Below are 23,918 nucleotides of genomic sequence, written 5' to 3'. Positions count from 1 at the left end.
CCTACAACTGGAATGCATTGCCCTTGTGGGAGCGAGCCTGCTCGCGAAGGCTTTCCGTCAGTTGCACATAGGCTGACTGATCCACCACATTCGCGAGCAGGCTCGCTCCCACACCCGAGAGGCTGCTAGCATCAGGCGCACTTGCCCCCCGAACAGGCGAACATCAGGTAGCCCATGCTCGAGCCCACAGCACCGCGAAGGAAAGCACCGCTGGATACGCGCCATCAGGTCGAAACGCCGGAAGGCATCGACCTGCCGTTGCGCCCCGCTGGGCTGATGGTGCGCGCCGTGGCGTTTGCCATCGATCTGGGCATTCGCGGCTTGATCCTCGGCGTGCTGTTTATCGCGCTGGCATTTCTCGGCAAGCTCGGTATGGGCCTCGGTTCCTTGCTGCTGTTTGCCATCAGTTGGTGGTACATGGTGCTGTTCGAGGTGCTGCGTCAGGGCCGTTCGCCGGGTAAGCAATGGCTGGGTTTGCGCGTGGTGCACGATGACGGCACGCCGATCGGCTGGTCGGCCTCGCTATTGCGCAACCTGTTGCGCTTTGTCGATCTACTGCCCTTCGGCTATTTCCTCGGTGCGCTCAGTTGCCTGCAACACCCGACCTTCAAACGCCTCGGCGACATTGCCGCCGGCACCTTGGTGGTTTACAGCGAACGCCCGCTGAGCCGCCCGCAACTGCCTGACGCTGAACCTCGCCGCAGCCCCGTTCCGCTGACCTTGAGCGAACAACGCGCGGTACTCGGTTTCGCCGAGCGTCAGGCCGAGCTCTCTCCCGCACGGGTCAACGAGCTGGCGGCATTGCTGGCGCAGCCGCTGCACATCTCTGCGCCCAAAGCCGTGTCTGAACTCAACGGCATCGCGCGCGGCCTGTTGGGGCCGAGCGCATGAAGCAGAGCCTGTTCGAAAGTCGCCACAAGGCCGAATGGGAGCGCTTCGCCGTGGCGCTCGAACGCCTAGAACAAGGCAAGGAGACAGCGCAAGTCAGCGATTTTCCCAAGGCCTATCGGCGTCTCTGCCAACATCTGGCTCTGGCCCAGGCGCGCGGCTACAGCAGTTTTCTGATCGATTCATTGCAACAACAAGTGCTGCGCGGCCATCAACAGCTCTATCGGCATCGCAGTCGGCTCGGGGCGCAAATCATCAGCTTTATCCTCGCCGACTTCCCGCGACTGGTGCGCGAACAATGGCGCTTCGTTGCGGCCGCCAGCCTGTTGTTTTTCGGCAGCCTGATCGGTTTTGGCGTGCTGGTTTATCTGTTCCCGGAACTGATCTACAACCTGATCCCGGCCGAACAGGTGCGCGAGATGCAAGGCATGTACGACCCCGTTGCCGGCCACCTCGGACGCTCGGCGGAACGGGCGGCCAGCGAAGACTGGGTAATGTTCGGCTATTACGTGATGCACAACACGGGCATCGCCTTTCAGACGTTCGCCAGCGGTTTGCTGATGGGCGTGGGCAGCGGTTTTTTCCTGCTTTACAACGGCATGATCATCGGCGCGGTGGCCGGGCATCTCAGCGAGATCGGTTTCGGCCAGACCTTCTGGTCGTTCGTGATCGGTCACGGTGCGTTCGAACTGAGCGCCATTGCCCTCGCCGGCGCGGCGGGCCTCAAGCTGGGCTGGGCGCTGATCGCCCCCGGACGTCTGACATGGGGCGAGGCGCTGCGTCTGGCCGCACGCAAAAGCGTGTTGCTGGTGTGTGGGGCGATGTTGTTCCTGTTGATCGCAGCATTCATCGAGGCTTATTGGTCGTCGAAAACCAGTGTCACGCCGCTGACCAAATACGCCGTCGGCGCCGCGCTGTGGCTGACCGTCGCGGTGTATCTGCTATTTGCCGGAAGGATTCGTCATGCGCCTGAGTGACGCCAGCGTAGTGATCCGCCCGCGCACGACCTGGGAAGCCATGGACCTGGGCGTGTTGATGAGCCAGCAGCATCGCCGGTTGTTGATGACCAGTTGGGCGATCGTCACCCTGCCGCTGTTCGCCCTGCTCAGCCTGTTGCTGTGGGATTCGCCATCACTGGCGGTGTTCATTTTCTGGTGGCTGAAACCGGCCTACGAACGCCTGCCGCTGTACATCCTCTCCAAAGCGCTGTTCGGTGAAACGCCAACCCTCAGACAAGCCTTGCGCGAGTGGCCGCGCCTGCTCAAGCCGCAACTGCTGGCCAGTCTGACCTGGCGACGGCTGAGTCTGAGTCGCAGCTTTGTGCTGCCAGTGACCCAACTCGAAGGGCTCGACGGCGAGGCCAGACAACAACGTCTGCTGGTGCTGCTGCAACGCAACGGTGGCGCCGCGCAATGGCTGACGATTATCGGCGTGCATCTGGAAACCGCACTGTGGATCGGCTTGATGCTGCTGTTCTACATGCTCTTGCCGCAGCAGATCGAAACCGACTGGGACTGGCAATCGCTGCTGCTTGCCGCCGATCAGGACTGGCGCTGGCTGGAGCACCTGACCAACGTTTTTTATGCGCTGATCCTGGTGGCCTGGGGACCGGTTTATGTCGCCTGCGGCTTCAGCCTGTACCTGAACCGTCGCACGCAACTGGAAGCCTGGGACATCGAGCTGGTTTTCCGCCGTTTGCGCCAGCGTTTGAACAGCAGCGTGCTCGGTGTGTTGCTGGCGGCGTGTCTGCTGCTGCCGAACCTGCAACCGGTATGGGCCAGCGATGCGCCGGATGCTCCACGGTTGCTCAATCAGCCGCTGACCAGTCAGGCCTCGCGCGACAGCATCCAGTCGCTGCTCGAACAACCGCCGTTCAAGAACAAGGAAAGCGTCACCCGCTATCGCTTCGGAGACGACCCGGCAAGCCCGGCCAAGGACGCGCAACCGGGTGAGGCTCCGCAGTGGCTGAAAACCCTTCTCGGTTGGCTCGACGGTCGACACCTTGATGCCTTGGCGCACGTGATTGAAGTGCTGTTGTGGGGCGCGCTGATTGCCGCGCTGGGCTGGCTGGTCTGGCGTTATCGCGAATTTCTCCGGGCCTTCGTCAGTCGTCGCCCGAACCTGCCCTCGCGCAGCAAACCACCGGCGCCGCCACACGTCTTCGGGCTGGATCTGAACCGTGAAACCCTTCCCGATGACATCGCCGCCAGTGCCGAACAATTGTGGCTGAGCGAACCTCGCGCCGCGCTGGGCCTGCTCTATCGCGGCCTGCTCAGTCATCTGCTGCATGATTTCGACCTGACGCTCAAAGCCGCCGACACCGAGAGCCAGATCCTCACCCGCATCGAGCAATTGCAACGCCCGGACCTGCTCGCCTACAGCCGCAACCTCACTGTTCACTGGCAGAACATGGCCTACGGGCACCGACTTCCAGCCGCGCACCTGCAAGCAGAGCTGTGTAACGGCTGGCGTGAATTGTTCAGCAAAGGGTCCGGGCATTGAACCGGCGCATTGGCGGGTCGTTGGCTGCGCTGGCGCTTTTGCTGCTTGGCGGCTTGAGTCTGTTCCTCTACCTCAAAGCCCGTCCTTATCAGGAAGTCATCGATCACGGCCCCTCGCCTGCCGCGCAAGCCAATCCTTATCTGGCGGCGGAAATGTTCCTGCGCGAGCGCGGCCTCACGGTCAGTCACGCCGAGACCCTGGCGGTACTGCCGCAGATCGATCCGCACAGCCACACCTTGTTGTTGTTCGGCGAGCGCGCCCGGATGACACCGCGTGAAGTCGATCAGGTGTTGAACTGGACTCGCGCCGGAGGACGTCTGGTGTTCGTCGCCGAATCGTTGTGGGATGCGCAAACCGGGCAAAGTAATGATCTGCTGCTCGATAAGGTGCAACTGCACCAATCGCTGAGCAAGGACTTGAAAGATCCTCCCGAGGACGGGGAAAAGGACCGCTTCCCGAAACTGACCAAACTGTATCTGGAAGATGAAGACGCGCCGGCCTACGCCGGTTTCGACACCGACGTCCACCTCGACGACCCGAACAATGTCGCGCAAGCCTGGGCCAACAGCGCCAAAGCCACGCACATGATGCAACGGGTGTACGGCCTCGGCACGATCACCGTGGTCACCGATGCCGAGCTGTGGAAAACCCCGGCTATCGGCAAATACGACAACGCCTGGCTGCTCTGGTATCTGAGCGCCGACACCGACGTCACGCTGATTTACAACACCCCGCACGATGGCTTGTGGACCTTGCTCTGGCGCTACTTCCCGCAGGCTATCGTCGCCCTGCTCGCCTTGATCGGTCTGTGGTTGTGGCAGGCGAGCGTGCGCCACGGGCCGGTGCAAATGCCCGCGCCAGCGGGTCGCCGTCAACTGCTGGAGCATCTGCGCGCCAGCGCCGATTTCCTCCTGCGCCACAACGGCCAGCAGGCGCTGCTGCAAGCCTTGCAACAAGACATCCTGCGCCGCGCCCGCCGCCGCCATCCCGGTTTCGATCAATTGAATGTGGCCGAGCAATGGCTGGCGTTATCGCGTCTGACCCGGCAACCCACCCGCGCCATCAGCCAGGCCCTGAGCCCACGACCGAAGCAGCGTTTGTCCAGCGCCGAATTCAGCCGTCAGGTCGCTCATCTGCAAACCTTGAGGAACGCGTTATGACTGAACAGATCGAGCCCGGCAGCGCGACGCACGCCGCCCAGCAGCGCCAGCGTGCCAGCCAGTTGGCGCAGGCAGTGCGCAACGAATTGAACAAGGCGCTGATTGGCCAGGATGCGGTGGTCGACGCTGTCCTGACCGCGCTGATTGCCGGCGGCCACGTGCTGCTTGAAGGCGTGCCCGGCCTGGGCAAAACCTTGCTGGTGCGAGCACTGGCGCGATGCTTTGGCGGCGAGTTCGCGCGCATCCAGTTCACCCCTGATCTGATGCCCAGCGACGTCACCGGTCACGCCGTGTATGACCTGCAGACCGAGCAGTTCAAGCTGCGCAAAGGCCCGCTGTTCACCAACCTGCTGCTGGCCGACGAGATCAACCGCGCGCCGGCGAAAACCCAGGCAGCGCTGCTCGAAGCCATGCAGGAGCGCCAGGTGACACTCGAAGGTCGCGCCCTGCCCATCGCGCAACCGTTCATGGTGCTGGCGACGCAGAATCCGATCGAACAGGAAGGCACCTATCCACTGCCGGAAGCCGAGCTTGACCGCTTCATGCTCAAGGTGCGCATGGATTACCCCGACGCCGATCAGGAGCTGAACATGGTCCGTCAGGTCTGTCGTTCGACCCGCGCCGACATGCTCGATGTGCAACCGCTGCGCACGGTGTTGCAAGCCAAGGATGTTCAAGCCTTGCAGCGCATCGCAAGTGATTTGCCGCTGGACGATCAGGTCCTCGATTACGCCGTGCGCCTGGCGCGCAGCACGCGCACCTGGCCGGGGCTGACCCTCGGCGCCGGGCCACGCGCCTCGATTGCATTGGTTCGCTGTGCCCGTGCCCGGGCGTTGTTGCGCGGCGGCGAGTTTGTAATCCCGGATGACATCAAAGGCTGCGCGCTGGCGGTGTTGCGTCATCGCGTGCGCATCGCGCCGGAGCTGGATATCGAAGGCCTGCAGGTCGATCAGGTGCTCACGCAATTGCTCGATCAAGTGCCGGCGCCGCGCCTGTGAAACCGTCTCGGCTGCTGCTGATCTGGCTGGCCCTGCTGGTGGTTATCAGTATCGTGCTCGGCGCGTTGCAGGCGTTGCAGATCGACCTCCCGTCCAGCCTGATTTCGATCAACTGGGGTTTGCTCCTGGCGCTGCTGGCCTTGGCGGTGATCGACGCTGTGCGCCTCAGACGCCTGCCCTCGCCGCGCATCAAGCGACAGATGCCCGGCAGCCTGGCATTGGGGCGCTGGGCGGAGGTGAAGCTGGAGGTGGCCCATGAATTTGCCGAGCCACTGGCCATTGGACTCTTCGACCACGTTCCCGACGGCCTGGCGTTTGAACATCTGCCGATGCTTGTCGAGCTTCAACCCGGCCATGTCAGCCAGATCAGCTACCGTCTGCGCCCTCTCGAACGCGGGCATTTCAGCTTCGAACAGTGCGAAGTCAACCTGCCCAGCCCTTTGGGATTATGGTCCGGCAAACGCCTGCTCAGCGTCCGCGACGAGACCCGCGTCTTCCCGGACTTCGCCCGGCTTTACGGCGGCGAGTTGCGCGCCGTCGACAACTGGCTCAGCCAGCTCGGCGTGCGCCAGCGACAACGGCGCGGTCAGGGTCAGGAATTCCATCAGTTGCGCGAATTTCGCGAGGGCGACAGCCTGCGCCAGATCGACTGGAAAGCCACCGCCCGCCAGCGCACACCGATTGCCCGCGAGTACGAAGACGAAAGAGATCAGCAGATCATTTTCATGCTCGACTGCGGCCGGCAGATGCGCAGCCAGGACGGTGAGCTGTCGCACTTCGATCACGCGCTCAATGCCTGCCTGTTACTCAGTTATGTGGCGTTGCGCCAAGGGGATGCGGTGGGCATGAGTACCTTTGCCGGTGATAAGCCGCGCCATGTCGCGCCGGTTAAAGGCAGCGGCCAACTGAATGTCCTGCTCAACGCTGTTTATGACCTTGGAAGCACTCAGCGCCCCGCCGATTATCAGGCTGCCGCCAACCAGCTATTGGCCCGCCAAAAGCGCCGGGCGCTGGTAGTGCTGGTAACCAATTTGCGCGATGAAGACGAGCAACTGCTGGCCGCAGTCAAACGCCTGAGCGCACAACATCGGGTGCTGGTGGCGAGCCTGCGTGAACAGGCGTTGGATACATTGCGCCAGACCACGGTGCAAACGTTGCCCGAGGCACTCGCCTACTGCGGCACCATCGATTTTCTCAATGCCCGCTCGCAACTCCATGAGCGGCTGACTGCCCATGGCGTTGCAGTGATGGATGTTCGGCCCGCCGAGCTGGGGGCCGGACTGGTGACAAGTTACATGAGCTGGAAAAAGACCGCTGCGATCTGACAGATTCGATCAGTTGGTGACTGCAACATACACAGCGCCGCTGTCCGAAGTGCCGTCGCTGTTTTCTACTTTGACGACCAGCGAAATCTGCTCCGTAAGGTTCATCGGCCGCCAGTGAGCCTGGTATCGCCCTTTGTGATCGGTAAACGACTCAGTGAACGGTGCTCCATTAGTGGAAACAAGGATTTTCCGTCTGGGCATGGGCTCTCGCCCCTCCTTGGCCACAATCAGCGCGGTCATGGAGACGTAGGTCTGCAAGGGAACCGGATTAGGCGACGCAACAACGGATTCCACCGCTGCTGGACACTCAGTGACGGTCAACCAGAGCGTTTTTACCACCCAGCCAGCCAAACCACCCTTTACCGACGCCCGCAATGCAGCCTCGCCTGCTCCTCCCAAGACAATGCGCGCCGTTGCCTTGCCCTCGGCATCCGTCAGGGTTGTCGGCAGCGAGGTGCGGTCGTACTCCCACATCACTTCGACATTGGCCAAGGGTTGCGCGGTACTGGCTGAAACGACCAGGACTTGCGCGGTCATCACCTGCCCCGGATACCCGCTCGGATCAGCGCTGATCAGTTCCTTGATCTCCCGGGGCTCGTGCAGAACAAACGGTAAAGAAATCGATTCCGAATACAGCGCATCGCCCACCGTAACGGTCAGTTGCGCCGCACCCGGTGTTGTCGGCACAAACCGTATCCGCGCTTCACCGTAGAAGTTGGTAGTGGTGGTCACCTCACCAAGGTCCGGACTGCACCAGACAACCTTCATCCCCACCATTGGTCTGCCACTGATGCCCGACACAATGGTGATCTGCTCAGATACAGCCTCGCCCCAAAACAGCGTCTGACTGCTGCGCGAACGATCCGCAATTTTTACCACCTGCGCGCCTTGCCCCAGCGACATTGCAATAACCGGAGAAAGCCTGGCCAACCGCGCCGAGGAAAAGCGCAGGCCGAAACGCCCGTCCTTGAGGTCGCCCGCGTTGAACCGATAGGTCATTCCAGCGCTCGAGAAAAGCCTGGGGTCACCCAGACGTGGCTCCTCGAAGCGCATGCCCAATTCCGCCGGCCCGGTGCCGGTCATGCCCAGTGTCAGGTGCTGGTCAAACAACGCGCTGCCCGCCGGGGCACTCACGCGCAATTGGTGCTGCCCCTTGCGCCGAGGGAACTCAGCGCTTTGACCCAGTGGCTGAAACGGTTGGGAGTCGAAACTGTATTCAAATCCGGCCCAGGGATCCCCTTCCAGCGCTAGAACCTTCATGGTTCGGCGCTCTTCAAAACGGTCATAAGGGCTGATAACCGCCGCTGTCACCACATGCTCACCTGCGGTGGATGGCGCAAAGGGAAAACCACTCCAGCCGTCGGCAGCCGTCCTGTGCTCTTCGGTGCTGCCGTCGCCTGTCCATTGAACAGGCACTTGATCCAGAGCGAGGTCGGGACGATAAGGGGAGCGTACCTTCAGCCACATCCACGCAGGATCGTGCCCAATGACCGGATCCACCGCAGATGCACGGGCGTCTTCGATAGTGATTTTATTGTGGCCCAGGGTCATCGTATTGATGTCGCTGAAACCATGGGTATCGATAACGAACCGAAGTGCGAAGACACCGGGTTTGGTACTTTTTGAACAGTCCAGCGTCCAGATAAACCCGCTGTCATCCACCAAATTTTCGCTTCCGCGGGGTGGACTCAATTCGATTCCGAGCTCTGCCGCCGGGCTTCCACTCCATACCAGATCCATGGCAATACCCACTAAAGGGCTTAGCGCATTGGTGCGGAAGATATAGCGATGTACAGCGCCGATACACGGAAAGAGTGGCTGGCCCCTGAGATCGGTCATCTGATCCAGGACCACGGTCATTTCTTCATGGAGGTCAGGTGATAACAGTCGGCAAGAAAAATCCTTGTTCGTGAGAATGTCGGTGCGCAAACTCACCTCGAAAATACTGCTGGTACTTTCGATACGATCAGAGCTGAACAACCAACTCAAATCTTCCCCTTCGCGCAATATTCTCGGTACGTCAAGGTCGCTCACCGCCAGACCGTTCTCTGGATTTTCGTTCCGCCATCCGAGCGTAATTGCCTCGCCAATCAACGGGCTGCCCGCTAATGCCCGGACCGTCAGGATATGCCTCTGGCCGCGCTTGCATGCGATTCCGTCATGGGCAATCGGAACGGCATCAAACGTGATGCTGACCTTGTCCTTCCATTCGTCTCGTGCAAACGCCGTGACCGAAAATGAGTGTTCATCTGCCGGTCCGCCTTCGTAGGCACTCACACTGGCGGTAATCGTCTCGTTGCTCAAAGCCGTCAACGGTCGGTAATACAGGCTGGCCCAGCCCCCACTGCCGGTACGAGACTCGACAATGCCCTCGGGGGTTTGCCAGTCGACGATTGCATCAATCACTGGCTCACCGGCACCTTTGTCAGTGACATGCACCACCTGCACCCGCATCAACGTCTTTTCGGAGTCCTCGACGACCGGTGTAATATTCGGGCCGCGCGTGTCAGCGATCCTGACCTTGTTGCGCGCCAGCGACATGGGTTTACGCGGCGATGGCAGTAACAGCTTCGAGCAGACCAATGACAGTTCGAAGCGACCGTCCAGCCAGTCCTCGCAGGCCAGCGTCCAGAGACTATCGTCCCCATCGAAAGCGACCGGTTGCTGGAGTGGCGGGTTGACCGTGACCTTCAGCTCTTCATGCCCGACGCCGCTCCAGTGCAGCGATAGATCAGTCGCCAGCAAAGGGCTGTCGGCGGGCAAGCGCACAATGAAGGGGTAATCAGTGCCGCGATTGGGATAACCGGTCGCGCTCCACTGGGTTACCTGCCCTTCGACAACGCAACGCAAGTCGATCCAGGGATCGGTCGCCAGCACCGTGACCGAAAACTCGAGAGTCACCTCGCCACTTGGGTAATAAGGACTGTCGACCGAAGCTGTGAGAATGAAATCGCCTGCTTGCTCAGGAACGAAATCGAAGTAGACCAAGCCTTGTTCATCGGTAGTGCCGGTGCCCAGCACACCTTGCCCGGCAGTCGTCCACCTGACTTCCCGGCCATCAATCGCCTGGCCGGTGTAGTACGAGAGAACCTGCACACCCAAACGGACGCTTTGCGCACAATCCAGGACAGGGTAATAAGCCGCGCTCTGTACTTCGCGAAGCGCTAATCGGTGATGCCCCAACGATACGTCAATCGTGTAAGGCTCGGCGTTGTACTGGTTCACCAGACTTATCGTGAAGTCATGAGCCTTTTCCTCCCCCATATCCGGGCAATCGAGCGACCACTGCGACAATAGCGGTTGATAGGCGCCCCAGTCGGGGGTCGCCTTGACTGACTCCATCGGGTTGCCGTGAATGATCAATGCGATATTCGTATCCAGCCAGGCGCTGCCGTCTGCCGGAATAAAAGACAGGCCGTGGGGAATGAACAGAGAGTCGTCCGGGTCATCGCCAAGGGAAGCGCCCAGGCAAAGGTATAACGTCTGGCCTGGTGGCAGATCTTCGCTATCCAGTCGCACCGTCTGCAGTTGCAGCGGTTCAAGCTTCAGTTGCAGGTCGATTCGAGTGATGCAGATTGCCGAACGATTGTCGCCCGTGTTGTCAGGGACACCGCTGACCTCGAAGCTCAATGCGTCATCGCTCACGAATTCCAATTGATCCAGCGACCGTTGATACGCGCGCGGCTTGAATTCAAGCGGCTGTCCCGCCAGCGGTCGGGCGTTTTCGAGCTCCGGATTCCGACCTTCTTGCGCCGTGAGCTCGATGCTCATCAACACTTCACCGCGCTTGCGGATGTGCAACCAGCCCGATTCGCCCGACCATGAAACGCCGGGCCGCAGTTCACATAAAAACGTCAGTTCGTAACCGGCTTGTGCACCGGGGGTTTTGGGAGCTTTGACTTCCTGTGTGGCCGAAGCCCCGACACCGACCTCCATGAAATTGACTAACTCGCCATCATAAAACTCGCTCGCCAGGCCAACCCTACCGCTGGTACGCCACTCTTTGAGCCGATCATTGAAGTCACCATTGAGCAGCAGGCTTTCATTTTTTTGCACAACGGGCTCATTCATGATCGCTGGCTCCGTTACGTTGGCGCGCCAGGTAGGTGTTTTCAGCCTCGGTCACCAGGTCTGTGACCTTTTGGACGTACGTCGGCTCGCCGGCCTTGATGGAGTACCGCACGCGAAGAATGATATTGGTCAAGGATTTGAGCATTGCAGCTTGCGGCTGATTAAGCGGGCGAGGAAAACTCAGCCGCCAATGGGAAACGGCACCCGTGTATTCAAACGGGTTGAGCAATCCTTCGTCGGGTTTCTGGTGGGTCTGGCCATTATCGCCAAGCCCGACCGACAAAACGATCTGCTGACCGCTGCGCAGGTTGAACAGCAGATCGCCAGGTGCGATTGCGGTGGGGTTATGCAAATACTGCACAGACTGTGTGGTCGGTCGGGTCGCGGTCACGCTACTGATCTGCTGCAACGTTGCCCGCACATCCTCGTAGGGACCGGCCAGCACAGGCAGATCGACTTCCACCGAACTGATCTGCCGGCAGAAATGGCCAGGATGATCACGGTCGAACAACAACTGGGTCAGTCTGAACTCCAACACACCTGTTGCCATCAATTGCGCGTGTGCATCTGCCCAGCTGGCTATGCCCTCTTGAGGCTCGATTCTGTCGTCGTACAACTGCTGCAAGGAAATGGTTTTGATCAGTTCCGGCCGCCGCTCGTAGCTTTGCAAGCGCCTGCGCTCCTGGTCCAGCAGGTACATATGCAGTTGTTCACCCGAGCCCAGACCATAACGGTGATCGAGCCAGGCCTGAGGCAAAGGGACGGGGGCATCATAATCCCCGGTTTCGGCAGCCAGTGAAGCCTGAGCACTGAGGCACAGGCTGACGACTGCGTCGTACGCCTGATAGTGCAGAGCCTTGAGCTGGCCAAGCATCCAGCCGAACAGCTCGGCATTGCTCGCGCGTTTTTTAAGGAAGTTGTACATGGTCAACGCTTGGCTGTTAGCCCTGAGCGTCTGTTCAAGGCTGGACCTCGCCGCGCTGACCGCATGGCTTTGCGCTTCGATCTGCGCATCGATTGCGCCCACCTCCGCCAGCGCCTGATCGCGTTGCAGCGCCCACTCACTGCGGCGACGGCGATAACCTTCAGTGGTGGCCTGTCGATCGGCGTCGATTTGCAGCAGTGACGAAGAAACCTCCAGGCCGAAAGCCACCGCATCGAAAGTGTGTTCGGGTTTGAAGCCACCGTTGGAAGTACCATAGATTTTTGGCAACGCCGCGATGACGCCCCCTGCCACCCTGACAACTTTGGCCTGCAGTGCTGATGTCTTCGACTGCTGCAGACTGGCCATGACCTGATACTCGATCGGCGAAACGTTTTCGCTGTAACGCATTGCATAGGCGTCGGCCCGGTCCTGCGCCATTGCCCGACTCTGCTTCAGCGCTGTGACATTCGCCTCCAATTGGGCGATGGATTGTTCCTGTACCGTTTCGGCATAGCGACCCAGCTCAAGCAAATGGTTCTGCTGCGATTCTTCCTGCTCGGCACGGTCGCGTTGCTCGAGCAGACGCAGCACCAGACTGCCGAAATCCCGCAGGCTCTGTACTCCGCGCAACGCGACTTCGAACGTGACCCGCCAGCGATACGCATTGACCACCAGGCGCCCGCCCATCGGTCTGGGCCCGGCCGCGCTACCAGCGGCCAGATCGCGGAGCAATTGCCTGGGATCGGTCATCGGGCTGAACAGCAACACGTCCAGCGGTTTGCCATCGATCGTGAGATTGTTGCGCAGGTTATCAAGGCGTTGCTGCGGCTTTGCGAACAGGTCGAGCAGCGATTGATTGATCGGAATTCTAAAAGGTTCGCAGGCCAACAAACCCAGGATCGGCGGGGTGTCGGAAGCGATCGGGTAATCTGCCAGGTTGAAATCCAGCGTTTTTTCAAGCGCTTCAAGCAGGGGTCGCGATTCGCAATTGTCCAAGAGGTTTTCCACGGTGTCGGTCTGCCAATGAGTCGCTGTGTCGGCGGTGGGCGCCTTGCCCATCAGAAACCCGGCCTGGACATAGCAAAGCTTGGCGGCCACCAGACTGTCACGGGTCAATTGTCGGTAATACCAATCGCCCCACGCCATCAGGTTTTCTACGTAGTCGGTGAACATCAGGATCTGAAAATGTGCGGGTGCGGCATAGCCAATGGCATCCGGATCGAGGGGATTCTGGATTTCCCACCCTGGATTGCCCGGCGCTGTTGCGATATCCAGAGGCCGGCAACGCCAATACGCCGGTTTCGGGTTCGCGATCGGAACCGGCGGATTGGCCGGATCTGCGGTGGCCTGTGGATCGAATACGTAATGCAGCCAGCTCTGCGCTTCCTGAAAGCGTTCTTCGTCGCGCAACCGGGTGGCAATCAAATGCGGCAGGTGAAAAAACAGCTCCCAGAAGTTCAGACCATTGGCACCGTCGAAGGCACCATTGGGTGGTTCAACGAACTCTGCGCCGATCGGCGACGGTTCGCGAATGAACTGGTTGGACCAGTCCAGCACGGCGTCCACGGAAATATTCGAGCATCTCACCAGTTCCGAGCCAAACAAGGAATTGAGCCGAATGAATTTCAACGCCAGTCCAGTTTGATTGAATGAAAGAAACTGTGCCCCGTCGGTACTGTTCTTGTGCAGAGCTGGCGGGACGAAATCCATGAGATCGACAATCGTCAGGTCGAACTCTTTCTGTCCTGTCGGGGAAGTGGGAGAGGCGAATGAAAAAATGACTGGCGTGGGCCAGGTGCCTTTCGTCCGCGAGGAAGTCCACGACTGAGTTACCCAGCCCCCGCCTGCATCCTGTTCTTCGAGGATCGGCGGCGGGTCACTATCAGAAGGCAGACCTGCAATTTGCAGCTCCATTTTCAACCGAGCGCTGTCCAGGCCCGTGGGGCTGCAAAAACCCTGCACCGTCAGCACATCTTTGTCATCCGCGCGCGTTGCCATAACGTGCAGGTCGAGATAGGGCGTCAGGGAACCATGGGTCTGTATGCGAGTGACAACAGTCACCTGACTGTTCAGTGGGTGCTGAACCGTATCGTTGCTGACAAATCGCTCCTCAAGCGCCAGATCCAGCCATGCGCCACCGTCCAGAAGGGGGCGCATCAGAACGTCGTAGACACCATGCACTCGCAGACTGCCGGATGGCGAAGATAGGTTGCCCGTCAGTAAAATCCCCAACTTGCCCTTCGGATTCAGATAATCGACCTGCACCGTCGCAATCAGTCTGGAGCTCGCCAAACCCTCGTCCTTGTGTTCTGAACTGTGCACACACAACGGCGCAGACCACTGCCCGTTCTGCTTCATGAATGCCAGATTGATCACCAGTTTGCTCGGGCTGAGCGACTCCGCTGCACTCGCGACTACCGCGTCGCGCCATTCGGCCCAGACCACACACAACCGGCCATTCCAGAACACCGGGCGGATATCCAGCACCTGATCGGCGGTCGGGATTTCCACGGCCTGCCATTCACTCCAGACCGCCGGATTGACCGAAACGCTGGTTGCGCCCAGTTCGATCTCGGCCTTGCGCCAGAAATACTGAAACGGCTGCACCCGCTGCCGCCCCAGAAAGTAGTAATCAGCTTTGGCCGGTGTCACGCCGTCCATGAAACAGCTGATCACATCGAGATCGCAGACTTGTTCGAATGCCTGCAAATAATCCTGCAGCGCCGCCTGCACGGTATCTTTGTCCAGACGGGCCTGGTTCAGGTTGTTTTCCAGATTCTTGAACAGACTGGTTTTGCGCAATCGCACCGATGGAACGATGAAGTTTTCCGCATAGCATGAAATCTGGTGGGGCACGGTCCAGTCGGGATAATTGCTGAAAATCTCCCATTCGCGCAGATGACGCTTGTCGAACTCGTGATCCCGGAATCCTGGTTCCAGCTTTCGATACACCGCATGGATGTACTGCTGCACACAACTTATCGCTTCGGCAACTCTGGAACTCTTGACCTGATAAGTATCCAGAGGATCCATGCGCAGCAATTCAAACAAGTCTTCAGGTGTTTTCAGAAAAGGGTATTTATCATTGGCCACTTGACCGATGCAGTACTCAAGAAGTGCCGAGCGACGTTTTTCCAGCAGCCCGCCAATATTACTCAGTGCCATGATCTTGCTCCTTGGAATATGGCCCGGGGAAAAACGTTCGCCAGGCGGTATGCAACGCCCTGCCGCTACTCCCTGGCAAAGGTAATGGCATGGGGGAATATTCTTTCGCTTTCCCCAGACTGAGAGCGAACGCTGAACACGAATGTGCCGCCCGTCTTGCTTGAGACAAAAACCCGGGTAAGCCCCTGCTGATCAGTGAACCCCTGCGCCGGCCGAATAGTGACGGCATCCATCTTCGCGGGCGGAACGCTCTTGCCGAACCACTCCACGAGCGAGTTTTGTCCGCGGTTTCCGTAGTCGTCCTCCAGCACCGCATACAGTTCTACTTCATGACCGTATTTCACTGTTTCCAAAGGCGTAGGTGAAAGTTCTGCAATAGGGAACGACAACGTAGTGAAGTCGGCAGTTATTTCTATGGGAGGGGCGTATTGCGGCTCGAACAAGTCCAACCAAAGCATTGGCGTGTCGCGGCCCATGACCTTGCCGGGGATAAACTCGGCCAAAAGTGTCCCGTCCGTTCCCGTCGCCTTGTATTCAATGGTGCCCAATGTGGCGCGCCAATAAACATTGACGCCACTCAGCGACTTTCCATTGGCGTCTTTGAGGGTCACTTTATAAGTGACTTTTTCGTCTGGCTTGTTAGCCACGACGGTGCTGTCATCCACCACTTCGCACGTGATTGTGACCAGCCCTTTGACGTCGCCTGGAACATGCACGATCGGGGCACGAGTATCGGACTCGCCGAGCAGGGCATGTTCGGCGGCATCGGCATAGGATTTTTTGTCGACGGTTTCGGGCAGATTACCAATGAGAAAAATCGTTAACGCATCCATGCCGCTCTCGGTGGACAGCGCCAGCACGCGCATCAACAAATCGAGCTGGGGAAGGTTTTTCAACACCTTCAGGTCGGGATCGATGCGGCTCACACATTCGCGCACTTCCTGAACGCTCCAGCCAAAAAAATCGGCCAGTTTGATCGCCGCCGCCTGTTGTGCCAGCCATCTCGCATCTCCGGTGACATCCGGCAATGCGTTGACCTGGCGCAGGTAGTCCAACAGCTTCTGTGGCGGTTGGCCGCTCGAGGCTGAGGCGAGGGCAAAAGCGCGAGTGAGCATGGTCAGGTAATAAAGCGTGCGCACCGTCAACGCATGCTTGTCGTCCTGAACCAGCCAGTCCTTGTAGCCGCTATCCAGATAATCCTGCAACAGCGCCGCGCTTAACCCCAGTGTCGACACCACCTCACTGCGCCGGCGAACTTCAGCCAGTAGATCGAATGATGTGTCGGCAACTCGGGGGCGAGTTCGGCCGCCCCCTTCGCTCCCCGCATCCGCTTGCTCCAGCACATGCAGCAGTAACTGATGCACCGTGACGTCTGCCCAGTTCAGGACCGGCAATGCCTGATCCACGCCAACGCCGGCGTATGCCGCCAGCGTCTCCTTGACCAGCGAAGTCTGCGCATCGCGCATCTGTAAAAACGCGCTGACCATGCTGTCGATGATGCTCTGCCGCAACGCTGGCTCGATCTCACCCAAGGCGCTGTCGACCGCCCAGGCGATTTTTTTATGGACGGAGGCCAGATACATCTCAGCGCTTCCCTCCGGAGGCAGGATCAAACCATGCCCGTCGGTTATCGGCCCCAGGCTGTCGGCGGATGTCGCGAGAAATTCGATCCAGTCCGCGGCCCCGGCTGCCGGAACGCCAGCCATGAGAAACGTACTATTGGACAACTGTGCAGTCGGCAGCAAATTGCGAACCTGCTCGAAAAACTGCTCATCCTGTTCGGATGGATCCTGAGCCGCTGGCGCAGCGACCGCATGCTGCAACACCCACAACACCGGCAGATTGTTTTGCGCGCACCACTGCACGCAACTTTGCATAGCCTCGATCAGTTCCAGCGCATCCGGTGAACCGTCCGGTACATCGTGGATGACAGGAGTACCGGCCAAGCCATTGACCCAGTCATCGCCGCCCAGGATCGATAGCATCAGCACGCCTTCAACCGGAGTGATGTTCAACAGCCGGGCCAGCCTCACCAAACGGTAGAAGCTCGAGATGATCGCTGCGTTGCGCTTCAATTTGTCGGTAAAGCCATGAGCCTTGGCCACAGCGTTCGCCAGCACGTAATAAGTCTGCGGATCAATCGCCAGACCACTGCAGAGCTGGCTGATCGTCAGATCCACCACGCCCGGTATCGGCGCCACCGCAAACTCATCGTTGTCGAGCTTGAAAGGCTCGCGATAACCGGTTTGAAAATTGAACACCTGATCGAATTGCGAGAGCGCTTCACCGCGGCCATAAACCGACAGCTCACCCACAAACACAGCAAAGTCCGCGGCGGTGCATTCGTAGCGCTCGCGCAACGTCTGGAACAACCCAAGCGCATGAACCGCGCCACTGGAGATGTCCATCTCGTTGCTGTGACCTTTCGTTGAATTGCCGCGCCCTGTTGCCCGGATGACCGATGTCAACACTGCGTCCAGCTGTTCGAACGGCAATCCTGTCCAGTTGGCCAGACGCACCATCTGATTCATCCGGGTATAGCGGTTGAACCCGATGAGTTCGTCGGGGATTGCCGTCATTCGAATGCGAGGCATGGTTGCAGGATCGAAACCCACCGCCGGCGCAGTACCGTCATTGATGTAAACCGAACCCGAGCGCTCGCTTTCAGGCTGCTTGGGCGTTTCATCCGGGTAGGTCACATTGGCCGAGCGCACGGGAGCAAAGTCGCCAATCGACAGAAGAGCCTCGATCTGTCGGCTGTCGAGCTTGGTGCGCTGACCGAAAAACTCCACCTGATTGAGATTCGAATACATCTCGGTATAGGTACCAAAGTTGTGCGCAAAAAAATCTTCGCGAAGGGCGAAATCCGCACGCGGTTCGGTCAGCAACTGGCGCTGATAAGGGCCAAGCCGCGAGGCATGGGCGAAACCCTGTGCAGTATTGGCACCTCGAGCATTGGCTTGCAGAAAATAGGGATAAGCCAGGTCGACCCGGTGCTCGAAGTCGCCCACCGACAAGTCATGAAACTGCGCGATACCATCAATTGTGACCCAATGCTGGTAATAAGGCAGACCATTGGGGTAGCGGGCTGCGATCAGCGCGTCTTCGATGGATTCGATATCCGTTCGCGCCGCGATGAATTTCTCCAGCACCTCAACGATGATGTCCACAGAAGAGATCGATTGATAAACCGCATTGAAGTCGACCTTCAGTGCCAAGAGATCTGTGCGCCGGTTATGCAGCGAGAAATCGTCTTCCTCTCTGATACCCTCCAGACGGTCACGAACCCAGCGCAACAAGTCGATCAGATACGCCACTGGCGACCAGATGGACTCCAGTGCATCTGGCGGGCACAACGCGGAAAAATCGGTACCGATCAGAGCGTGATAATTGGGACCGTCCACGATCGATAACAAACCGCTGGAGCTGCGCTTTGGCGCGGGCCTGGTGCCCCGCAGCGTCTGCTCGATAAATTGGCGCCGCTGAGACGTGGCTATGCTATTGGCGCCGCGCCAATATTGTTGCGCTTGCTCAACGCTGAGCTGATGCTCTTGGACCATGTATTGAACACCCCTTTCAACCAGTGGATAAATTGATCCACCGTTTTGCAGGTATGTCTCGAGGTTCTGCAGTCCGACGTTCTGTGCTCGTTGTTCCTCGCTGAACAACTCATCGAACAGTTGCAGGGCGGGACGGCGCGAATCAACCATGATCAGATTCCTTTAGGCGACAACTGGCCCGCGCAACCTGACGTCCTTCGTCAGGCTGCACATTCAGTGAGTACGATTGAGCGCTTCGAACGCCGTCAAGTCCACTGTCAGTTCTGACAGTTTTGATAGCCGTTCGTCGGAAGCCGGATTTCAGGAGTCGGCGTGGGGCAAGCGCGCAGCTTCGACTTCAAAACGCGCGCTATCGGCCCAATCGGACATCGTTGCGTCATCCGCCGCGTCAGTCAGCGTCTGCCGGAATCGGTACCAGTTGCCCGCCAGAGGCAGTGCCCTTGTCGCCGCCCCGCGCCAGTGCTCATCGACCACGGGTACCTGAGCCAGCCACTGAACATCCGGGTTGTACCAACTCACGATGGCGCCCACGCCCGGACGGCCCTTGCCGCTGAACTGCACTGGATGACTGACCCAACGTCCGGCTGCAGGCCCGTCGAGCACAGGTCGGAAAGTACCCAGAATGACCGAGCGCAGGGTTTCAAATGATTCGAACCCGTCCAGAGATGCGACTGCCTCGAGCCGGTAAAGCCCCCCGCCGAGCAGACTTGCATCGAGCATCACTGACCAGGTGCGATTTTCCTGCACGACGGCGCTTGCCGGCTCGGAACGCGCGGCACCTACCAGCGTCACCGTAACCGTATCGCCCGGCACGCCAAAACCGCACACCACCACCTGCTGCCCGATGGCATCGCCCTCGATCGGGGTTTCAATGAAGGGTGCCGCTGGCACAATGTCAAAGTGCAGCGGCTCGCTGTCTTTCGACTCTTGTAGTTTGCCGCTTTCATCCATGAAACTTTGCCGGGCCCAGATCGTTTTGCTGCCCACCGGCAACGTCACTTCGGCTTGCCAATTGCCCGCCCAATCCACAATGACATCACTGAGCAGAGGTTCGGCAAGCCCTTGCAGACAGACTTCGACAACCCCGCCCCTCATGCCCGTACCCTTGAGCAACGCGGTTCGTGGCAACTTGCCGTGTTGTATCGGCTGGAGAAATTCTGGCGGCAGCAGCACCACCGTCAATTCATGCTCGTCACTGTGTAGCGACGGTCGACCGTCCAGTGTCTGCTGGGCGTCAAAGGTGTAGAGCCTGAATTGCTCGAGGCTCAGGTCAATCGACCAGTCGCCATCCTGGCTCAATATTTTCGGATCGCCCAAGGGACGATCAAACTGCTTGTCGCGCAGTTGCAAAGTGGCGCCCACCATACCCATCGTGCCCTCGACCGTTACAGCACGACCGACTTCCGAGCCGTCCGGCGGCTGGGTAATCACTGGCGTGACCATCGCTCTCCTGACTATGAAGGTCGTGGACGTCGGCTGCGAAGTTTGCTGCGCGGCGACTTGGGTCACCGTGACGGTATGTGTGATATCCAGGGCAAATTCTTTGTCGCGCCTGAACTGCCACGTGTCAGCACTGACGATGCCCTTGTGCACAATGCCGGTTTCGTCGCTGTACTCAATGTTCACGGTTGCACCCGGCCAGCACGTGCCGCTGAACCTGGGTGAAAGTCCGTCATCTTCAGGCTCGTTCAGGCCAGGGGCCTGCGGCGGGATGGTGACTTTGAGGACAAACCAGTTTGGCGACTGGTGCCCGTCGAGAAATTGCTTTATGTGTACTTCACGTTCGAACGAGGGTCCCCAAACGCTCGAAGCCTGGGTGGACCACCGCCCGCCGACGACCTCCACTTCAGGCGCTTCAAGATATGGGCTATTGGGCCTGCGTGGCTGTACCAAGGCTCTGTTGAAACCTTTGCCGCTGAAGGTCGGTTGGTAGTCGTTGGTGAATTGCACATCACTGACATCGGGGAGAATATTTTTTACTTCGAAGGTCAGCGGCAGCGAGTCGATCCAGCCGCTGGCGTTGTCGGCAATTTTTTGAATGACAGAGACGTTGTAGGTACCCAAAGGCCACTGCGCTGCGGTTTCCCAGATGCCTCCCGGCATCACTTCAGCATTTGCAGGCGCGGGAACTTGCACCGCGCCCCCGCTGACGGTGAACTGGATTTCAGATTTGAGATCGCGATCGTAATAACCGTTACCGGCAAAGGTCACCGTGGTCCCGGAGATGGTGACGTTGGGCTGTTTCAGAGTGGGGGGGCGAATCCTGAAGGCTTGTGGTGCACTGCGTCCGGACGACACGTCATCCAGATCCTGTTCGACGACCAGGCTGATCGGCCCTGGCGGCACTTTGATCATCCCCTCCCACGCCCCGTCTGCATTGCTAACGACTTCCCAACCACGAACAGGATCATTCGTCAGATCAAAAAATGCTCTCAATCGCGCCCCAGCCAAGCCGTTGCTTCCTGTCAGAAGGAAGTCTTGTTCATAAACTGTTCCCGCAGGTGGCTCGGATATTAACGGCAGCCCCATGACTCTGAAAGTTATGGCATCGGTATAAAAATGATTGATATTGGGTGATTTAAGTTGGGCGACAACCGAGAACGTCCCGCTGCCAGAGACCTTTATTGCCGGAGCCTCCCAAGTCGTATCGGACTTTCCGACAGTAATAACCTCACTCCAGTTTTCATAATGATCCAAATGCCCAACCACTCTGATAACAGTACCCGGCGCAGCCATACCTCTGAAACAAACCAGATCCTTTGCCAACACCAAAGCATTAGCTGCCGGGAAAGTAATTCGAGCGCGGTAGACTGTTACATAAGCCGTCCGCTCGGAAACCTTACCGGCGTACATTTGATATGCTTGAAAACTTAGAGAATTCTTGTTTTCTGCCACGGTGACGGGCACTGACCAAGGATCGTAGAAAGCCTCTTCTGCCCCAATCGTACCGCGCCCATCATCCAAGACAACAGTATAACGGTATATTGCTCCCGTGCCCTTGACAGAGAAAGTTGAAGATGTGAAGTTTCGGATTGCACTGATGGTTGGAATGGGCATCCGATAATTGGCAACCTTGTAGGTTTTCAGAACCGGATCACTTGCGTTACCCACATCATAAATATAATCAAACCCCACTGTTACGTTTCTTTGATTGGCGATAATCGTTTCTCGATAGGGTTCATCAAGATCAATCCACTCACCGGTCTGGCGAGCACTGCCCGTCAGTTCTCTTACATCACCTTCACCGCTAACCAAAGAAAGATAGAATTTTACATTCCCTTCATAACGTCGATTCTCTTTTGCTCTGTACGCTGACACGATGCAAGTAAATGTCGAACCATCGTAGGAGTAGGCATAGCTCACTCGAAGCTGCGCCCACCTACCGTCTTCTTCCGCGTGAAGCTCATGGGTTACAAATGTCACATCCGTTCCGATCTCCTCAGCGCAGACTACCTCTTGTTTCGGGGGCAAGCTGTCGGAAGGATCTTTAATACCATCATCTTGTTCCATGGCCGGATCTCAGAAAGGGCAAGGTGGCTGATTGATGCAACAGGTAAATTCATTGAATACCGGTGCCTCACATCGCTACACCTGTAAAACCTGACAGTCCCGACCAGCGGTAACTATTCCACGCCTTAGTATCCTTGCGTCCTTCAGCCATTAAACGCGACTGCATCAGCTTGCGTCGTTGCCACACATCACTCAGAGTCCACCAGCTTGTACACCTGAGTAACGCCGCCCGGCATGGCTGATCAGGCGCGCGGCTTCGACTTCAAAACGCGCACTGTCGGCCCAATCGGACATCGTTGCGTCATCCGCCGCGTCAGTCAGCGTCTGCCGGAATCGGTACCAGTTGCCCGCCAGAGGCAGTGCCCTTGTCGCCGCCCCGCGCCAGTGCTCATCGACCACGGGTACCTGAGCCAGCCACTGAATATCCGGGTTGTACCAACTCACGATGGCGCCCACGCCCGGACGGCCCTTGCCGCTGAACTGCACTGGATGACTGACCCAGCGTCCGGCTGCAGGCCCGTCGAGCACAGGTCGGAAAGTACCCAGAATGACCGAGCGCAGGGTTTCAAATGATTCGAACCCGTCCAGAGATGCGACTGCCTCGAGCCGGTAAAGCCCCCCGCCGAGCAGACTTGCATCGAGCATCACTGACCAAGTGCGATTTTCCTGCACGACGGCGCTTGCCGGCTCGGAACGCGCGGCACCTACCAGCGTCACCGTAACCGTATCGCCCGGCACGCCAAAACCGCACACCACCACCTGCTGCCCGATGGCATCGCCCTCGATCGGGGTTTCAATGAAGGGTGCCGCTGGCACAATGTCAAAGTGCAGCGGCTCGCTGTCTTTCGACTCCTGCAGTTTGCCGCTTTCATCCATGAACCTCTGCCGGGCCCAGATCGTTTTGCTGCCCACCGGCAACGTCACTTCGGCTTGCCAATTGCCCGTCCAATCCACAATGACATCACTGAGCAGAGGTTCGGCAAGCCCTTGCAGACAGACGTCGACAACCCCGCCCCTCATGCCCGTACCCTTGAGCAACGCGGTTCGTGGCAACTTGCCGTGTTGTATCGGCTGGAGAAATTCTGGCGGTAGCAGCACCACCGTCAATTCATGCTCGTCACTGTGTAGCGACGGTCGACCGTCCAGTGTCTGCTGGGCGTCAAAGGTGTAGAGCCTGAATTGCTCGAGGCTCAGGTCAATCGACCAGTCGCCATCCTGGCTCAATATTTTCGGATCGCCCAAGGGACGATCAAACTGCTTGTCGCGCAGTTGCAAAGTGGCGCCCACCATACCCATCGTGCCCTCGACCGTTACAGCACGACCGACTTCCGAGCCGTCCGGCGGCTGGGTAATCACTGGCGTGACCATCGCTCTCCTGACTATGAAGGTCGTGGACGTCGGCTGCGAAGTTTGCTGCGCGGCGACTTGGGTTACCGTGACGGTATGTGTGATATCCAGGGCAAACTCTTTGTCGCGCCTGAACTGCCACGTGTCAGCACTGACGATGCCCTTGTGCACAATGCCGGTTTCGTCGCTGTACTCAATGTTCACGGTTGCACCCGGCCAGCACGTGCCGCTGAACCTGGGTGAAAGTCCGTCATCCTCAGGCTCGTTCAGGCCAGGTGCCTGCGGCGGGATGGTGACTTTGAGGACAAACCAGTTTGGCGACTGGTGCCCGTCGAGAAATTGCTTTATGTGTACTTCACGTTCGAACGAGGGTCCCCAAACGCTCGAAGCCTGGGTGGACCACCGCCCGCCGACGACCTCCACTTCAGGCGCTTCAAGATATGGGCTATTGGGCCTGCGTGGCTGAA

11 protein-coding genes are annotated in these 23,918 nt (G+C 58.7%); 6 read left to right on the top strand and 5 right to left on the bottom strand.

Translation table 11 applies throughout. The annotated features are described in order from the left end of the window. Positions 1–174: 174 nt before the first annotated feature. From CKW30_RS17645 to CKW30_RS17620, 6 genes are read left to right on the top strand one after another with little or no spacing between them, the layout of a single operon-like run. The gene (locus tag CKW30_RS17645; RefSeq protein ID WP_041479810.1) at positions 175–891 is read left to right on the top strand and encodes an RDD family protein; all 717 of its coding nucleotides are present in this window, start codon (positions 175–177) and stop codon (positions 889–891) included. Then, a complete protein-coding gene (locus tag CKW30_RS17640) occupies positions 888–1,865 on the top strand; it encodes a stage II sporulation protein M (protein WP_056787866.1) in 978 nt (325 codons plus the stop codon). Before CKW30_RS17645 ends, CKW30_RS17640 begins: the two co-directional genes overlap by 4 nt. Further along, entirely contained in the window at positions 1,852–3,390 is a 1,539-nt protein-coding gene (locus CKW30_RS17635; protein ID WP_095181460.1) for a DUF4129 domain-containing protein, read from the top strand. Before CKW30_RS17640 ends, CKW30_RS17635 begins: the two co-directional genes overlap by 14 nt. Next, on the top strand, positions 3,387–4,550 hold the full coding sequence (locus CKW30_RS17630) for a DUF4350 domain-containing protein (protein WP_095181459.1): 1,164 nt from the start codon (positions 3,387–3,389) through the stop codon (positions 4,548–4,550). Before CKW30_RS17635 ends, CKW30_RS17630 begins: the two co-directional genes overlap by 4 nt. Beyond that, positions 4,547–5,548, top strand: coding sequence for a MoxR family ATPase (locus CKW30_RS17625; protein ID WP_041479813.1), 1,002 nt, complete (start codon positions 4,547–4,549; stop codon positions 5,546–5,548). Before CKW30_RS17630 ends, CKW30_RS17625 begins: the two co-directional genes overlap by 4 nt. Continuing rightward, a complete protein-coding gene (locus CKW30_RS17620; RefSeq protein ID WP_095181458.1) occupies positions 5,545–6,873 on the top strand; it encodes a DUF58 domain-containing protein in 1,329 nt (442 codons plus the stop codon). Before CKW30_RS17625 ends, CKW30_RS17620 begins: the two co-directional genes overlap by 4 nt. 9 nt (positions 6,874–6,882) lie before the next feature. Here CKW30_RS17620 and CKW30_RS17615 read toward each other — a convergent pair whose 3' ends face one another. The 5 genes from CKW30_RS17615 to CKW30_RS17595 all read right to left on the bottom strand — a co-directional run. Then, complete coding sequence (locus CKW30_RS17615; protein WP_095181457.1) at positions 6,883–10,944, bottom strand: Ig-like domain-containing protein; 4,062 nt, start codon at positions 10,942–10,944, stop codon at positions 6,883–6,885. Then, the gene (locus CKW30_RS17610) at positions 10,937–15,034 is read right to left on the bottom strand and encodes a neuraminidase-like domain-containing protein (protein WP_056787850.1); all 4,098 of its coding nucleotides are present in this window, start codon (positions 15,032–15,034) and stop codon (positions 10,937–10,939) included. Before CKW30_RS17610 ends, CKW30_RS17615 begins: the two co-directional genes overlap by 8 nt. Before the next feature lie 65 nt (positions 15,035–15,099). Beyond that, complete coding sequence (locus CKW30_RS17605) at positions 15,100–18,744, bottom strand: Tc toxin subunit A (protein WP_095181456.1); 3,645 nt, start codon at positions 18,742–18,744, stop codon at positions 15,100–15,102. Positions 18,745–18,894: 150 nt separating this feature from the next. Continuing rightward, the gene (locus CKW30_RS27605; RefSeq protein WP_256584358.1) at positions 18,895–22,104 is read right to left on the bottom strand and encodes a hypothetical protein; all 3,210 of its coding nucleotides are present in this window, start codon (positions 22,102–22,104) and stop codon (positions 18,895–18,897) included. 192 nt (positions 22,105–22,296) lie between these two features. Next, the coding region (locus CKW30_RS17595; RefSeq protein ID WP_218192305.1) for a hypothetical protein at positions 22,297–23,918 on the bottom strand (1,622 nt) is incomplete at its 5' end.

The sequence above is a fragment of the Pseudomonas sp. Irchel 3F6 genome, from assembly GCF_900187595.1.
Taxonomy (GTDB): domain Bacteria; phylum Pseudomonadota; class Gammaproteobacteria; order Pseudomonadales; family Pseudomonadaceae; genus Aquipseudomonas; species Aquipseudomonas siliginis.
This window is presented reverse-complemented; position numbering and strand designations above follow the sequence as displayed.

Coding starts and splice junctions, on each gene's coding strand:
- CKW30_RS17645 (WP_041479810.1), top strand. CDS start 175: ATGCTCGAGCCCACAGCACCGCGAAGGAAAGCACCGCTGGATACGCGC.
- CKW30_RS17640 (WP_056787866.1), top strand. CDS start 888: ATGAAGCAGAGCCTGTTCGAAAGTCGCCACAAGGCCGAATGGGAGCGC.
- CKW30_RS17635 (WP_095181460.1), top strand. CDS start 1,852: ATGCGCCTGAGTGACGCCAGCGTAGTGATCCGCCCGCGCACGACCTGG.
- CKW30_RS17625 (WP_041479813.1), top strand. CDS start 4,547: ATGACTGAACAGATCGAGCCCGGCAGCGCGACGCACGCCGCCCAGCAG.
- CKW30_RS17615 (WP_095181457.1), bottom strand. CDS start 10,944: ATGAATGAGCCCGTTGTGCAAAAAAATGAAAGCCTGCTGCTCAATGGT.
- CKW30_RS17610 (WP_056787850.1), bottom strand. CDS start 15,034: ATGGCACTGAGTAATATTGGCGGGCTGCTGGAAAAACGTCGCTCGGCA.
- CKW30_RS17605 (WP_095181456.1), bottom strand. CDS start 18,744: ATGGTTGATTCGCGCCGTCCCGCCCTGCAACTGTTCGATGAGTTGTTC.
- CKW30_RS27605 (WP_256584358.1), bottom strand. CDS start 22,104: ATGGAACAAGATGATGGTATTAAAGATCCTTCCGACAGCTTGCCCCCG.